Source organism: Bacillus sp. KICET-3 (genome assembly GCF_033261025.1).
Lineage (GTDB): Bacteria > Bacillota > Bacilli > Bacillales > Bacillaceae > Bacillus > Bacillus sonorensis.
The window spans coordinates 1,997,380-2,015,319 of record NZ_CP137345.1; the positions used below are offsets into that span (position 1 = coordinate 1,997,380).

Consider the following 17,940-nt stretch of genomic DNA (forward strand, 5'->3'; position numbering starts at 1 on the left):
ACATGAATATGACAAAAGCGAATTCAATTCAGGATATTTATCCGCTGTCTTACATGCAGGAAGGGATGCTGTTTCATTCCCTCCTGCAAAAAGATTCACGGGCATATGTTGAGCAAGCCGCTTTTACAATAGAAGGAGAAGTCAACTCGCAGTTTTTCCAAAATAGCATAAATGCTTTAGTGGCAAGACACGACATTTTCAGAACGATTTTCATCAGCCAAAACGTTTCAACTCCCCAGCAGGTGGTCCTGAGAGAACGGACTGTCAGCATACTGGAGGAGGATATTACTGATTTAGATGAAGCGGACCAAACAGCATTTATCGAACAAATAAAAGAAAAAGAACGTGCTAAAGGGTTTCATCTGCAAAAAGATATGCTCATGCGCATCACCCTTATTCGCACCGGAACGCGGCAATATACTTGTATCTGGACCTTTCACCACATCGTGATGGACGGCTGGTGCCTCAGCATTGTACTAAAGGAATTTCTCCAAATCTACGCAGCTTATATAAAAAACGCCCCTTTATCATTGGAGCCAGTCCAGCCATACGGATCGTATATCAATTGGCTGATGGATCAGGACAAAGTGCAGGCTGTTTCTTATTGGGAACATTATTTATCTGGCTATGAGCAGCAAACCTTGCTCCCGAAGCAGAAAAAAACGACAGGCAGAAGCAGGCAGGAGCAGGTGACATTCTCATTCTCAAAAGAAGACAGCAGGAGGCTGTCAGAGCTTGCTGCGAGAGAAGAAGTCACGCTCAGTACGATTTTTCATACCATTTGGGGAATGTTGCTTCAAAAATATAATAATAGCGATGACGCCGTGTTCGGTTCTGTCATTTCAGGAAGACCTGCTGAAATCCAAGGAATTGAACAGATGGTCGGCCTTTTCATCAATACGATCCCGGTTCGGGTGCATGGCGCAGACACGCCGTTTTTCAGGCTCATAAAAAACATGCAAAAAGATCGTCTTGCCGCAGAAAAATACAGCTACCACCCTTTATATGAGATACAAGCCCGTTCTGCGGTCAAGCAGGGATTGATCGACCACATTCTTGTATTCGAAAACTATCCGGTGCAGCAAGAGATTCATATGCTGAACAGTCAGGCGGATGCTTCGGATCTTTTTCAGATTCATAACTTCACAGTAGCGGATGAAACCAATTACAGCTTTTATCTTATGGTAGCGCCGGGGGAAGAAATCCATATCAAAATGAGCTATGATGCAGAGCAGCATGACCGATCTTTTGTGCTTTCTGTCAAGGAGCATCTCCTGAACACTGTTTTACAAATTTTAGACAATCCGAATCTCTCACCAGCTGAGATCGATATCATCACAGACGGCGAAAAGCGCCGGCTGATCGGGAAAATTGAAGATCGAACACCGGTTTCTGAAACCATCCATGCCATGTTTGAAAAACAGGCGGACAAGACACCTGATGTGCGGGCTGTGATTGATCAAGCTCATTCACTGACATACAGAGAACTAAACGAATCAGCCAACAGATTGGCGCGGCATTTGCGGGGGAAAGGCGTTACAAGGCAGGAGCCTGTTGCTCTCGTAGTGGATCGTTCAACAGCGCTTATCATCGGTGTTCTCGGTATCTTGAAGGCAGGGGGAGCCATTGTTCCGATTGATCCCCATTATCCGCCTGACAGAATCCGTTTTATTCTAAATGACTGCGGCTGCTCACATGTGTTGTCACAAGCGCATCATTCCGAATTGCTAGAAAACGATTACCTTATAACCGATATAGAAGAGATTGAAAATGAAGAAGACGGCAGCAATGTGAAGCCGGTCAACAAAGCGGAAGATCTGCTGTATTTGATTTATACATCCGGCACAACAGGAAAACCAAAGGGCGTTCAATTTGAACATCGAAACATGGCTCACCTGCTGCAATTCGAATTTACTCACTCGGGCATTGACTTTGAAACGGATGTCCTTCAATTTGCGACGCCTGCCTTTGACGTCTGTTATCAAGAGATATTTTCAACACTGCTTCAAGGCGGCACACTTCACATTGTGCCTGAATCAATAAAAAGAGACGTGCCGCAGTTATTTGCATTTATAACTGAGCATCAAACGGAGATTGTATTTCTCCCAACAGCGTTTATCAAAATGATGTTCAGCGAGCGGGAATTGGCGAACGCGTTTCCTCACAGCGTGAAACACCTGATTACAGCCGGAGAGCAATTAGTCGTTTCTAATATTTTTCAGGACGTTTTCCGCAAACGCAGCATGCATGTACACAACCATTACGGACCGTCAGAAACACATGTGGTATCAGCGTACACCATTCATCCGGGAGACCTAATACCTGAACTGCCTCCGATCGGCAAACCGATTGGCAGCACCCGCATGTATATTTTAAATCAGCACAAACAGCTGCAGCCGTATGGCGTATCAGGTGAACTTTATATTTCTGGTGCGAGTGTTGCCAGAGGATATGTCAATCATGATCAGCTGACACGCGACAAATTTTCACCCGATCCTTTCAGGCCTGGAGCCGTCATGTACCGAACGGGGGATTTAGCAAAACTTCTTGATGACGGCACGATTGAATATATCGGACGGGCGGACAATCAAGTGAAAATCAGAGGTTATCGAATCGAGCCGCAAGAAATTGAGATCACGCTCATAAATCATCCGGACATAAAAGAAGCTGCTGTTCTCGTTCGGCAAAACCAAAGCGGAGAACATGAATTATGTGCTTACTATTGCAGTTTACACAGGCTGGATTCTTCAGAACTACGCCGCTGCATGGCTAGTGAGCTCCCAGAATACATGATTCCGGCAAAATGGGTATGGGTTGACAACATGCCGCTGACTCCGAACGGAAAAGTTGATCAATCAGCTCTTCCAGAACCGGATGCTTCAATCAGTGAAAAACAATATACAGCCCCTCGTAATCTGTTAGAAGTAAAGCTTTCACAGGTTTTCGAAGATGTGCTGAAAAACGGTCCTGTAGGCATCCAAGACAACTTTTTTGACCGGGGCGGCCACTCGTTAAAAGCAACAGTCCTTATGTCGCGGATTGCCAAGGAATTTCAAGTTCAACTGCCGCTGAAGGACATCTTCGCTCATCCGACGGTGGAAGAATTGGCTGGAATCATTGGAGAGGGAGAGATAAATCCGTATGCGGCGATTGAACCTGCAGAAGAGCGGCAGACGTATCCTGTCTCTTCAGCTCAAAAGCGGATGTACGTGCTTCAGCAGCTGGATGATGGAGGTGTCGGCTACAACATGCCGGCTGTCTTAGAATTGGAAGGGAAGTTGGATCGCGAAAAACTGTCTGCTGTATTCAAAGACTTAATCAGCAGACATGAATCGCTTCGCACTTCCTTTGTGCCCGGAGCAGACGGCGAGCCGGTGCAGCATATTCACAGCGAGGTGCCGTTTACGCTAAGTGAAGAAACATCAGCGGATGGATTTGTTCGTCCGTTTGACCTCAGCCAAGCGCCTTTATTCAGAGCAGGCCTTGTAAGAGTGGGGAACGAGAAGCATTTACTGCTGGTGGATATGCATCATATTATTTCAGATGGTGTATCCGTTCAGCTTTTCATCCGCGAATTCACCGAACTGTATGCAAACCGGAAGCTGAAACCGGTGCGGATCCAATATAAAGATTACGCCGTTTGGCAGCAGACATTCAAAAATGGAGACACGTATCAAAAGCAGGAGACATACTGGCTGAAGCAGTTTAGCGGAGAGCTCCCGGTGCTTGAGCTGCCGACGGATCAGCGCCGTCCTGCTGAACGTGATTTTTCCGGCGGAAAAATTTCGTTTCAGATCAGTAAAGAGATCACTGCCCGTGTGAAGCAGCTCGCCCGTAAAAACGGCAGCACGCTTTATATGACGCTTGTAGCATTGTATTCAACTTTTTTGTCTCGCCTATGCGGTCAGGAAGACATTGTAATCGGCTCGCCTATTGCCGGGCGCCCGCATGCCGATCTTGAATCAGTCCTTGGCATGTTCGTCAACACATTGGCCCTTCGGACGCGCCCAGCCGGAAATAAAACATTTGCCGATTTTCTGCAGGAAGTCAGACAGACGGCGCTGGAAGCGTATGAGCACCAAGATTATCCGTTTGAAGAGCTGGTGGATAAACTCGGTGTGCATCGCGAAATGAGCAGAAACCCATTGTTTGACACAACACTAGTGCTGCAGAATATGGAACAGCAAGCGCTCAAAATGAATGATATACAGCTTCACTGGCAAGAGTTGCAGCATCCGATATCAAAATTCGATATTTCCCTCTATATTACGGAACACGAAGCTGAGCTTTTTTGTCAATTTGAATACAGTACCGCTTTGTTTGAAAAAGAAACCATCCAAAGATGGACCCGCCTTTTCACAACACTCGTGAAAAACACAGTTTCGAGCCCTGAAACGGAATTGGACGAGATTCCGATCTTAACAACTGAAGAAGAAAGATCTGTTATAGAATCATTCCACCCGCTTCAGAAGACGGGCTATCCGATAAATCAGACTCTACATCATGCACTCGAACAGCAAGCCGTAAAAACACCTGATCAGCCCGCTGTTATCTCTGAAGACGGAGTGATGACCTATAAAGAATTGAATGAACAGGCTAACTGGATGGCATGGGAGCTGATCGAACGCGGAGTTAAAACCGAAAAGACCATAGCCATTATGGGAAGGCGCTCCCCTGAAATGCTGATCGGGATTTATGCCATTCTTAAAGCAGGCGGTGCTTATCTGCCTATTGACCCTGACTATCCGGAAGAACGAATCCGCTATTTGCTGAAGGACAGCGGGACGGATATTCTCCTTCTTCAATCCGTCAATCCGCCGATTCCGGGATTTGCCGGAGAAATCGTATATCTCAATCAGTCAAACAGCCGGCCGAAACATCGTCTGTCCAATCCGAATGTGGATGTTCTCCCTGATTCTTTAGCTTATGTCATCTATACATCCGGTTCTACCGGCAGACCTAAGGGTGTAGAAGTTGAACATCAATCTGCGGTCAATTTTTTGAATTCCCTTCAGTCCCGCTATCAGCTGAATAAATCGGATGTCATTTTGCATAAAACATCTTATTCATTCGACGCTTCAATTTGGGAACTGTTTTGGTGGCCAAATGCCGGTGCAGCCGTTTATCTGCTTCCTCACGGAGGCGAAAAAGAACCGGAAATGATAGTGAAGGCCATAGAGGAACAGCGGGTCACAGCTATGCATTTTGTGCCTTCTATGCTTCATGCGTTTTTAGAACATTTAAAATATCGCCTTGTACCAATCAATACAAACGGGCTCAAAAGGGTGTTTTCCGGAGGCGAACAGCTGGGGGCACATCTCGTCTCCCGATTTTGCAAATTACTTCCTGATGTGGAATTGACGAATTCCTATGGGCCTACAGAAGCAACTGTCGAAGCGGCATTCTTTGATTGTCCGCGGCATGAAAAGCTTGACCGAATACCAATTGGGAAACCTGTTCATCAAGTCAGACTGTACATTTTGAATCAAAGGCAGCGAATGCTGCCTGCCGGATGCATCGGAGAACTGTACATCGCTGGAGCGGGCGTCGCCAGAGGCTACTTGAATCGCCCGGAATTAACAGAAGAGCGTTTTCTCGCTGATCCGTTTTACCCGGGTGAACGCATGTACAAAACCGGGGATTTGGCGCGCTGGCTTCCTGACGGACATATTGAATTTCTCGGCCGCACGGATGATCAGGTGAAAATCCGCGGCTACCGGATTGAACCGGGAGAAATTGAAGCGGCGCTAAGAGGCATAGAAGGCATCAGGGAAGCGGCCGTAACCGTACGGACAGACGGCGGTGAGGCGGAATTATGCGCGTATGCGGAAGGGCTCGGAAAAAACGAAGTACGGGCGCGGCTTGAGAGACTTCTGCCGGGCTACATGATTCCCGCTCATATCATTGAGATGGAAAAATGGCCGGTTACGCCGAGCGGAAAGCTTGACCGAAACGCCCTGCCCGCTCCTGACGGAGCGGCAGATCAGGAAACCTACACAGCGCCAAGAAATCTGACGGAAATGAAGCTTGCCCAGCTGTGGGAGGACGTGCTGAAAAGCGGCCCTGTCGGGATTCACGACAACTTTTTTGATCGGGGCGGCCATTCCTTAAAAGCGACGGCGCTTGTCTCCCGGATCGCCAAGGAATTCAGCGTACAGGTGGCGCTAAAGGATGTGTTTGCCCATCCGACAGTGGAAGGGCTCGCTACTGTCATCCGTGAAGGAACGGACAGTCCGTACGAAGCGATGAAGCCGGCTGAAAAACGCGAAACCTACCCGGTGTCTTCAGCCCAAAAGCGGATGTATGTCCTTCAGCAGCTGGAGGACGGAGGCACAGGCTACAATATGCCGGCCGTGTTGGAGCTGGAAGGGAAGCTTGATCTTGAAAGGCTGGAGACAGTATTCAAACAGCTGATCAAGCGCCATGAGTCGCTTCGGACATCCTTTGAACAGGACGCAGGCGGCGAGCCGTTACAGCGCATCCATGACGAAGTGTCATTTACATTACAGACAGCAGCCCTCGGCGAACAAACCGAACAAGAAGCCGCATCCGCGTTTATTCAGCCGTTTGATCTCAGCCAAGCCCCTCTGTTCCGTGCCCAAATCGTAAAGGTATCAGATGAGCGGCACCTGTTGCTGGTTGATATGCATCACATTATTTCAGACGGTGTTTCCGTCAACATTCTGATTCGGGAATTCGGCGAGCTTTACAACAACCGGACCCTTCCGGCGCTTCACATTCAATACAAAGACTACGCCGTATGGCAGGAGAAGTTTAAAAAAGGAGACACGTACAAGAAGCAGGAAGCGTACTGGCTGAAGCAGCTCGAAGGCGAGCTGCCTGTGCTGGATCTGCCGGCTGATCATACCCGCCCGCCGGTGCGAAGCTTCGCGGGTGATCAGGTTGCATTTACGCTTGATGAAAAGCTCACATCCGGCCTTCACCAGCTCGCACGTGAGAACGGAAGCACCCTGTACATGGTGCTCCTTGCGGCTTACACAGCGTTGTTGTCGCGTTTGAGCGGACAGGAAGACATCATCGTCGGGTCGCCGATTGCCGGACGTCCTCACAAAGATCTTGAGCCCGTACTTGGGATGTTCGTCAATACATTGGCGCTTCGGACGCGCCCGGAGGGCGGGAAACCATTCGCGCAATATTTGCAGGAAGTGCGTGAAACCGCATTGGAAGCCTATGAGCACCAGGATTATCCGTTCGAAGAGCTGGTCGATCAGCTCGGCGTGCCGCGGGATACGAGCCGAAATCCGCTGTTTGATGCGATGTTAGTCGTTCAAAATAATGAGCACCAGCCGTTGCATATCAATGATCTGGAGATGAAGCCGGCAGAAGTTTCTCATCATGTTTCTAAATTCGATATCACATTGCAAGCGTCTGAGGGTGACAAGCAAATCCACTTACAATTCGAATATTCAACTGCACTTTTTAAAAAAGCAACAATAGAACGCTGGGCATCCCATCTGACAAATTTATTGGCTGATATCGTCAAAAATCCGGAAACTGCTCTTAACCATATCGACATTTTGACTCAAGAAGAGCGGAATAAGCTGCTGATTCAGTTTAACAGCGGACAAACAAATAAAAATGAAGAACACACCATCGATAAATTGTTTGCAAAACAAGCAGCACGAACACCGAAAGCGCCAGCACTTGTCAGCGGAGAAAAAATACTGACATATCAAGAATTGGATGAATGGTCTAATGGGATTGCACGAACGCTGCGCGGCCGGGGGGTTAAACCGGACACACCGGTAGGAATCATGATGCCTCGTTCATTCGGCATGATCGCCGCTATCCTTGGTGTTTGGAAAGCAGGCGGCTGTTACGTCCCAGTTGATCCGGCATACCCGGCGGAACGGAAACACTATATTCTTAACGACAGCCGAACAAAACTGCTCATCACATTAAATGCAATCGATTGGGAAGCACCTGCTGATTTTGAAGGAGAGATTTTGACTATGGAGTATGCGGAGGCATACGACAAATCACCGCTGCCGCAAGTATCGAATGCTCAGCATTTGGCTTATATCATTTATACGTCGGGAACGACAGGCCGTCCAAAAGGGGTGATGGTCGAGCATAAAAGCATTGCCAACACTCTTCAGTGGCGGCGGAACGCTTATGCTTTAGATGAGACAGACACAATCCTGCAGCTCTTTTCTTTCTCATTTGACGGCTTTCTGACAAGCACGTTCACACCGCTTTTATCTGGCGCAAAAACGATACTGCCTAATGAAGACGAAGCAAAGGATATTCTCGCCATTAAGCATGATCTGTCTCATCATCGGGTAACCCATATGATTATCGTCCCGGTATTATATAGAGCGCTTTTAGACGTATTGCAGCCGGAAGATGCAAAGACGCTTAGAGTGGTCACTCTTGCCGGAGAAGCGGCCGACCGGGAATTAATTGAGCACAGCTTGTCCGTATGCCCGCACATCGAACTAGCCAACGAATACGGACCGACAGAAAACAGTGTGGCAACGACCGTCATGAGACATATGGAACAGATGCAAAACGTAAGTATCGGGCGGCCGATCGATCATACCCAAGTCCTGATTTTAAACGGAAATCAGCTTCAGCCAATCGGTGTTGCCGGAGAGCTTTGCGTAGCGGGAACAGGGCTGGCAAGAGGGTATGTCAACAATCCAGAGATGACAACCAGATCATTCGTTCAGCACCCATTTCAGCCTGAAAAACGGATGTACCGAACGGGAGATGCTGCCAGGTGGATGGCAGACGGAACAATCGAATATCTGGGACGAATTGACGATCAGGTCAAGATTAGAGGGCATCGTGTAGAAACAAAAGAAATTGAATCGGTCATCCGCCGGATAGACGGAGTAAAAGAGGCAGTCGTGCTCGCTCATGAAACAGCGTCCGGACAAACCGACTTATGCGCTTACCTTGTAGCAGAACCAAAGCTAAACACAGATACGATACTTGCCGTATTGAAAAGCAAGCTGCCTTTATATATGATCCCTGTATTTATTCAAAAGCTGGACTCCATGCCATTATCACCGAATGGCAAGCTGGATCGCCGAGCGCTTCCAAGCCCGGCATTCAAGGAAGAAGCAGAGCGTACATTCCAGGCGCCAAACAGCGGGATGGAACAAACACTGGCAAATATATGGAGTGAAGTGCTTGGGGCGGAAAAAATCGGAACAGATGATTCGTTCTTCGAGCTTGGAGGAGATTCGATTAAAGCGCTGCAGGTGTCAGCGCGGCTGCATCGGATCGGTAAACAAATGGCGGTTAAAGATTTGTTCAGTCATCCGACCATTAAAGAACTGGCAGCTTATATCCGCGATTCCGACACAAGCTCCAGCCAAGCTCCGATTGCGGGAGAAGTGCAGTGGTCGCCTGTTCAGAAATGGTTCCTTTCTCAAGATATTAAAGAAAAACACCATTTTAATCAGTCTGTGATGCTTCACCGGAGAACCCCTATTCAGGAAGATGCGCTGCGCAAAACCTTAAAAGCAATAACAATTCACCATGATGCATTACGGATGGTGTTCACAGAGGACGATCAAGGAAAGCAGATTCAATATAATCGGCCGACCAGTCTTACAGCCGATGCGCTATACAACCTTCAGATTATCAATCTAAAAGAAGAAAATGCTGGTTCGCACGACGACAATGCATGGTACGAACCTATCATAAAACGCCATGTGCGCGACATTCAGCAGAAGATGGATTTGGAGAATGGACCGCTGCTGCAGGCCGGACTTTTCCGAACGGCTGACGGTGATTTCTTGTTCCTATCGGTTCATCACTTCATTGTTGACGGCATCTCGTGGCGCGTCCTGCTTGAAGATTTGGCATCAGCATATCGCCAAGCTGTCAACCGGGAAGAAATCCAGCTGCCGCCTAAAACAAGTTCGTTTCAAGCATACACAGAAAAACTCACTGACTATGCCAAAAGCCGCCAGCTCATGAAACAGATCGATTATTGGCGTGAAGCTGAAGAATACCAAGCCGGAGCGCTGCCATATGATCAAACAGACGCTCCAGCGGCAAACGAGAGAAAACGGGACAACGTTTCATTCTCGTTGAATGAAGAAGAAACGGAGGCGCTTTTAAAAGGTGTTAACAGCGCATATAACACGGATACTCAAGATGTCTTGATTGCTTCTGTTATTCTTGCTTTACAGGATTGGACGAAACAATCCACCGTCAAACTGTCATTGGAAAGCCACGGGCGCGAGGATGTGTTAGACGGCATTGACGTCAGCCGCACAGTTGGATGGTTTACTGCCATTTATCCGTTATTCGTTAAACTAAGCTCAATCTTACCCGATCCGGAAGAAAACATGGTTCATGTGTTAAAGACAGCTAAGGATACACTAAGACGGGTGCCAGACAAAGGATTCGGCTACGGTGTACTAAAGTATTTGACACCGCCTGACAAATCAGACATCCACTTCACCGGCGCACCAGAAATCAGCTTCAATTATCTCGGTCAATTTGAAAGCGGCAGTCCAAGTGAAACGCCTGAAGAGGATGCATTCTCGTTTTCTCCTGTCGGTGCCGGAGAAGATATCAGCACCACATGGAACCGCGAACAATCGCTGGATATCAGCGCGATCGCGGCAGAAGGAAAAATGACAATGAACATGAATTTTGACGCAGCCCGCTTTCAGCGAAAAACGATCGCACACCTTTGCGACAATTGCCATCAATACTTATTAAAGCTGATCAGCCATTGTCAGAACAAAACAGAAACAGAAAAGACCATCAGCGATTTTGATGATCATGAACTAACCGAGACCGCACTGCAAGAGATTTCCGATATGCTCAGTTTTCACTAATGAATCTGTGAAGAAAGGTGCAGACACTATGGATAAAACGAAAAAAATCAAGAATATTTATCCGCTGAGTCATATGCAGGAGGGGATGCTGTTCCACTCCTTCCTGCGTGAAAAGGAGGGGGCGTATGTTGAGCAGTCGCTCTTCACCATAAAAGGAAGCCTCAGCTATGACTGGTTTCAGCGCAGCATCCAAGTCATCATCGACCGCCATGATATCTTTAGAACCGTATTTTTGCCGCACGTCCCGAATTTGACGGGACCCCGGCAAGTCGTGATGGCTGAGCGGAGTTTCCATTTGTACACAGAAGATATTTCCCATCAGCAAACTAACGATCAGAAAAAGTATATTGAACGGTTTAAGGAAGCAGACAAGCAAAAAGGCTTTGATTTGCAAAAAGACATGCTGATGCGGATTTCTCTGTTAAAAACAGCTGAACATGAGCATGCCTGTGTCTGGAGCCACCATCACATCTTAATGGACGGCTGGTGTCTCGGAATCATTCTGCAGGAATTTATGCAAATTTATCAATCTATCCGTGCAGGAAAACCACTTTCTTTAGAGCCTGTCCGCCCGTACAGCACCTATATTTCCTGGCTGATAAAACAAGACAAAGAAACAGCGGCGGAGTACTGGGATTCCTATTTAAAGAACTACAGCACTCCATCACCGCTGCCACGTGTCGCTGATAAAGAAACAAAAGAAGGGTATTGCCGTGAAGAATTGACATTCACTTTAAATAAACAACTGACGGACAAGCTGAAAGAGACTGCCAAACAGCACGGCGTCACCCTTGCCACCCTGATTCAGACGGTCTGGGGCGTCATGCTCCAGCAATACAACCGCACAGATGATGTTGTTTTTGGCGCCGTTGTTTCAGGCAGGCCTTCGGAAATACCCGATGTCGAGTCAATGATCGGATTGTTTATCAATACCATTCCGATTCGCGTCAAAACAGATAGAGAAGAAACGTTTGCTGAGCTGCTCAAACGCTGTCAGAAAGATATGCTGGATGCTGAACCATTTACTTATCATCCATTATTCGAAATTCAGGGAAGCACTGCTTTAAAACAGGAGCTAATAGATCACATTATCATCTTTGAAAACTATCCGCTGCAGCAAAAAATTGCTGATTCAGCCGATCATATCGATGCATCTTTGCAAATCGATGAAGTAAAAGTGTCCGAGCAATCAGGGTACAATTTTAATCTTGTCGTTGCTCCCGGTGACGAACTCGTCATCAAGTTCAGCTATAATGCGTATGTTTACGACGTCTCCTGGATCAGCTGCATCAAGAGGCAGCTTACTCAAGCGTTAACTACGGCTGCAGATCATTCTGATTGTCCTGTTGCAGATTTTTCATTTCTTGATCCGACAGAGAAAGAAATGATAGTCACACAATTTAACGATACAAAAACGGACTATCCAAAGAATAAAACAATTATAGAATTGTTCCGCGAGCAGGCGAAAAAAACACCAGACCAAACAGCTGTCGTTTATGGGAATATGTCCATATCGTACCGGGATCTTGATAAAAAATCGGACGCACTGGCCAATGAATTGTATAAAAACGGACTTCGCCGAAATGCAATAGCCGGAATACGAGCTGCTCATTCACCTGAATTCATCATCAGTGTGCTTGCTGTTTTAAAAGCAGGCGGAGCGTACCTCCCTTTAGACGCCGAACTTCCGCCTGAACGGATCAGCTATATGCTTGAAGAAACAAACGCCGCAATGCTGATTGTTCAAAAAGGGCTGGTGCCCTTTGCAGCGTTCCAGGGGGCAATGATTACTGCGGATGCAAAGGCGGCTATTAAAGAAAACAAAGAAACGCTCAGCATCGCGTCGAGCCCAGGTGATCTTGCATACATCATGTATACCTCAGGCTCGACAGGCCGGCCGAAAGGCGTCATGATCACGAACCGCAATGTTGTATCCCTTGTATGCAACAGCAATTACACCTCGGCTTCTGTGCATGACCGGTTGATCATGACGGGGTCCATCAGCTTTGACGCCGTCACCTTTGAAATGTTCGGGGCGCTTTTAAAGGGCGCAGCCCTTCATATCATTGACAAATCGACAATGCTGACACCTCATCGTTTCGGAGCCTATTTGCTTGAGAACAACATAACAGTCCTGTTTTTAACTACCGCTCTTTTTAATCAGCTCGCCCAAGCTCAAGCAGACATGTTCCGCGGGCTTCATACGTTATATGTCGGAGGGGAAGCGCTGTCGCCTGCCCTTATAAATGCTGTCAGACATGCGTGCCCGGAACTTTCACTTTATAACATTTACGGACCTACGGAAAACACGACATTCTCAACCTTTTTTGAAATAAAAAGAGACTATGCAGCGCCGATTCCGATCGGGAAACCGATCAGCAACAGCACCGCTTTCATCTTAGATGCAAAAGGACGTCTTTTGCCGACGGGCGTTCCCGGCGAGCTTTGTGTCGGCGGTGACGGAGTGGCAGCCGGCTATTTGAACAAAAAAGACTTAACAAATGCCGTTTTCTGTCCTCATCCTTTTGTACCTGGAGAAAAAATATACCGCACCGGTGATTTGGCACGTTGGCTGCCCGACGGGAACTTAGAATATATCAGCCGTATTGACAGGCAGATGAAAATCCGCGGAAAACGAATTGAACCCGCGGAAATTGAAGCGCGGCTGTTAGAGATTGAGGGCGTGCGGGAAGCGGCAGTTACGTTGATAGAAAAAGACGGAGAGGCGCAACTGTACACACATTACGTCAGCGATCAGAGCAGAACCGAAAAAAGCATTCGCACTAATTTGGCACGTGTGCTTCCAGACTATATGGTACCTCAGCACTGGGTACGGATTGGCCGTATGCCGCTCACCGGAAACGGAAAAATAGACCGCAGCGCACTTCCCGTCCCAGAAAACGAGCTCGAAAAGCGTGAGGATATCACACCGCCAAGAAACTGGGTCGAGCAGGAGCTCGCACAAATTTGGAAAAGTGTTCTCGGTATCAAAACGATCGGAATCTATGACGACTTCTTCGCCCTTGGCGGACATTCATTAAAAGCGCTGCAGGTCATTCACACGCTGAAACACCAGCAGGATATCGACATACCGATCGACTTTCTATTCGAAAATCCGACAATCGCCCAGCTCGCTGAAACACTTTATTCCAAACAGCTCAAAGCGGCAGACAAACAGCCGGTAATCAAACTGAATCAGCCAGGCGGACATCACCTTTTTTGCTTCCCGCCGATTTCAGGCTTCGGCATGTATTTTAAAGACCTTGCATTACAGCTGAATCTGAAAGCAGCCGTATACGGATTTCATTTTATCGAGGATGACAGCCGCATTGAACAATATGTGAATTGCATCATTGACAGACAGCCTGAAGGCCCGTACGTTCTATTAGGGTACTCCGCAGGCGGAAACTTAGCTTTTGAAGTGGTGCAAGCTATGGAGCGCAGAGGATTGGAAGTCAGCGATTTGATTATCATAGACGCTTATCCAAAGCAACAGCCTTTACCTGTTGATACCGAAAGTGACGAATCTGCAGTATACCTTCCTGAAGCAGTCAGAGAAACAGTGATACAGAAAAAAAGATGCTATCAGGAATATTGGGCTCAGTTAATAAATGAAGGCGGCATCAAGGCAAACATTCATTTCATTGAAGCCGGTATTCATGCTGAAAACACGAGACATAAAGAATTGCAGAAATGGAAAGGCGCTGCGGAGAGAGGCTATACCGAATACACCGGATATGGCGCGCACAAAGACATGCTGGAAGGCGCATATGCTGAAAAGAATGCTGCCATTATACTTGGGATTTTAGACGAGATCACTTTAGATAAAACAGTGCTGCAGCACAAACGATAACTGATACCGGCCGGACAGACGCGATCGATCTGTCCGTTTTTCTTTTATTTGTCAATATTTCATTTTGTTATATAATAAGAGACATCATACATAAGGAGGCGTTTTTATGAAGTGCGGAAAAACAATCAGGGTGAACATTAAGGGGGGAAGCGCATCATCTGCCCTATAAACTGCGTGATTCCCCTATAATGTGGGGGTATCATTTTGGTAGAAAAGCATTTGAACTCAGAGACGGAACAAACTGCTCATCAGCAGAAGAAAGCATTTTGGTGGCTTAGCTTTGTCGCATTCTTCAGCGTTATGAACGAAACCGTGTTTAATGTCGCATTGCCTGATATTGCAAAAGATTTCGGCGTGCAGCCGTCAGCGGCCAGCTGGGTGAATACCGGCTTTATCATTTCTTTTGCCGTCGGATCGATGGTTTACAGCAGGATTTCTGATATGTATGGTTTGAAAAGACCGCTGGTCATCGGTTTGTTCATATATGGAGGCGGCTCTCTGCTGGGGCTCCTTGCACACGCCTTTTTTCCGGCCGTCATTCTCGCGCGTTTTGTTCAAGGAGCAGGCGCATCGGCTGTACCGGCGCTTATCATGGTCATGATCACGCGCCACATTCGGCCGGAAGACCGCGGGAAAGCGTTTGGAATCGTTGGCTCAATAGTGGCGGCGGGGGAAGGAATAGGTCCGGCGATTGGCGGAATGATCGTGCATGAGATCCATTGGTCCTTTCTTTTTCTTCTTCCGATGGCGGCGCTTTTATCGGCTCCTTACTTTTCCAAAAGGCTTGTCGATGAGACTGTCTTGATACGTAATATCGATGTTTTTGGGATCTGTTTGCTTTCGTTTGCCATCGTGATGTTTGCGCTGTTTACCACGGAATACCACATCCTTTATATGACAGCGGGCTTCGTGGCGGTGAGCGGATTCGCACTACACATCCGCCGAGTGAAACATCCTTTTATCGAACCGTCTTTATTGAGAAATCGAAAGTTTGTCATTGTTGTTCTGTCCGGATGCGTGTTATTGGGAACTGTCGCCGGATTTATCTCCATGGTCCCTTATATGATGAGGACTGTGTATCATATGAGTGCCGGCATGATTGGCGGTGGAATTATCTTTCCCGGTACGATGGGCGTCATCCTTTTCGGTGTATTAAGCGGTACATTGACGGATCGGATCGGCAATCGTCCGGTTTTTTTCCTCGGTCTTTCATTCATTGCCGCAAGCTTTCTCGCTGCTTCAAAGTTTGGCGATCGGGCGCCGTGGATCATGACCGGATTGCTTGTGTTCACATTTTGCGGTCTTTCGTTTATCAAGACGGTGATTTCCAACAGCACCGCACAATGCTTGAAACAGGAGGAAGCCGGGGCGGGCATGGGAATCTTGAATTTTGCCTGCTTCTTATCTGAAGGGATTGGCATCGCATTTGTCGGCGGCCTGCTGTCGATCCGTGCGTTTGACATGCCATTTCTTCCGGCAATGGAAAATCCCGAGGGTGCTATATTCAGTGATATGCTGTATATTTTCACTTTTTTAGCGGTGGCCGGCGGCTTGCTGTATGTATTGGCTGACAGACGGATCAAGCGTTAAGCTCAACTGTTGTGCGGCTGGGATCGAGCGTCCCGGCCGCTTTTTGTATTCAATTGAAACGCAATCAGCGAAAGACCGTATATAGAAATGCTCGCGAAAGGATGGCAACTCATGATTAGAAAAAACGATTTTCTTGAAATGGAAGGCGAGGGGAAGCCCATTCTTGTCATGCACGGGGGGCATTCCAATTGCAATGAAGAATTCGGCTATCACGACTTGTATCAAAACGGTTTTTCGCCCATTACTTCTTCGCGGCCCGGCTATGGACGGACGTCTAAAGATGCCGGGGAATCTTTGGACCTCGCATGCCATTATTATGCAACATTGCTTGATCCATTTAAAAATAGAAAAAGTGCACCTGCTTGCGATGTCGGCCGGCGGACCGAGCGGAATTTATTTCGCCTCCAAATATCCCGATAGAGTTGAATCCTTGGTCTTGCAAAGTGCGGTAATCAAAACGTGGCTCACGACAAAAGATGCCGAGTATAGGATAGGAAGAATACTGTTTCGTCAGCCTGTCGAAAAGGCAGTATGGCAACTGGTATCTTCCTGTAATAACCGTTTTCCGAAATGGATGTTCAAACATATGATGTCTTCTTTCAGCAGCCTGCCGGCCAGGCGCTCGTCAAAATGAAAGAGAGCGATATTGAAGAGATGAGGAAAATGAATAACAGACAGGTCAGGATACGGATTTCTGCTCGATATAAAGCATATTGAGGAAGTATCGGACAATATTACTTGTCCTGTTTTGATTATGCATTGCAGGCATGACCGCCTCATCCCGGATCATCATGCTTTCCTGCGCTGAGCATATCCCTTCATTACAGCTGTACGAAGCTGATGCTTGAGGGCATTTAATCTGGCTTGGAAGGGGAGCTGAGTCTGTTTCCCAGAAAGTCATTAGTTTTTTACATTTGTAAAAGAAGTACGACGTATTAGTGATAGATCATGATGTTCAGATTAAAGTAGGAAAAATGTGTATTTTATTTTAAATTTCGTAAATAATAGACAAGTATTATTTACAACATCATCCAAACAAGGTATATTATGATTGTGAAACCGGCCGGTTTACAACAATATTTGACAGGGAGTGACGTTTATGAAGTTCAAGCTCGTAAAGCTTTTGCCGATAGCCGCTGTTTTATCAGGCATGCTCGCAACCTCACAATCTGCTTCCGCGATTACTGGTTTGGCTGATCATAAAGAGTCGGCACTGGAAGTTCTCCCAGGGAATCATTATCAATGGAAACTGCAGACGGCCATAGATGAAGATTGGTTTCTTTGGCAGAATAAAACGGCAGACAAGCATGATTTATCAGCTTCGTTAACTTCTCCAATCGGGAAAAACTTCGATTTGGAAGCGCACTATGTGACTTCGCAAAAAACAGTTGTCGTACAGGCAGAAGATCATGGCCCCGGGAAAACGGATTCCATTCACTTAACTGCGATTCAGCCAGGTGAAAAAGTTTATTTAAGACTGAAGTCACACGATGGGGACTACAGCACAACCAGCAATTATGATTTTACCTATTCTATCCAATGATGCTTCCAAACGCCCTCTTCGGCAAAGACTGAGGGGAAATATTCCATTCTTCTCCATTAGTTTCAGCATACATTTCATTCCTTAGTAGTTTTCTATTTTTAAAACGTGCTTGTTGAAAGATTTTTTTC

At 47.0% G+C, this 17,940-nt stretch carries 4 protein-coding genes and 1 pseudogene; all 5 read left to right on the forward strand.

Going from position 1 to position 17,940, the window contains the following annotated elements; translation table 11 throughout:
- The first annotated feature begins 8 nt into the window (after nucleotides 1-8).
- Entirely contained in the window at nucleotides 9-10,826 is a 10,818-nt protein-coding gene (locus R5H20_RS09985; protein ID WP_088272945.1) for a non-ribosomal peptide synthetase, read from the forward strand.
- Nucleotides 10,827-10,833: 7 nt separating this feature from the next.
- Nucleotides 10,834-14,679: a non-ribosomal peptide synthetase gene (locus R5H20_RS09990; protein WP_087962550.1), complete on the forward strand. Its 3,846-nt coding sequence runs from the start codon at nucleotides 10,834-10,836 to the stop codon at nucleotides 14,677-14,679.
- A gap of 219 nt (nucleotides 14,680-14,898) precedes the next feature.
- Nucleotides 14,899-16,269, forward strand: coding sequence for an MFS transporter (locus R5H20_RS09995; RefSeq protein ID WP_040348809.1), 1,371 nt, complete (start codon nucleotides 14,899-14,901; stop codon nucleotides 16,267-16,269).
- An 87-nt stretch (nucleotides 16,270-16,356) separates the two neighbouring features.
- Nucleotides 16,357-17,189, forward strand: a pseudogene (locus R5H20_RS10000) (alpha/beta fold hydrolase).
- Nucleotides 17,190-17,368: 179 nt separating this feature from the next.
- A complete protein-coding gene (locus tag R5H20_RS10005; RefSeq protein WP_006640282.1) occupies nucleotides 17,369-17,812 on the forward strand; it encodes a hypothetical protein in 444 nt (147 codons plus the stop codon).
- The last annotated feature ends 128 nt before the right edge of the window (nucleotides 17,813-17,940 follow it).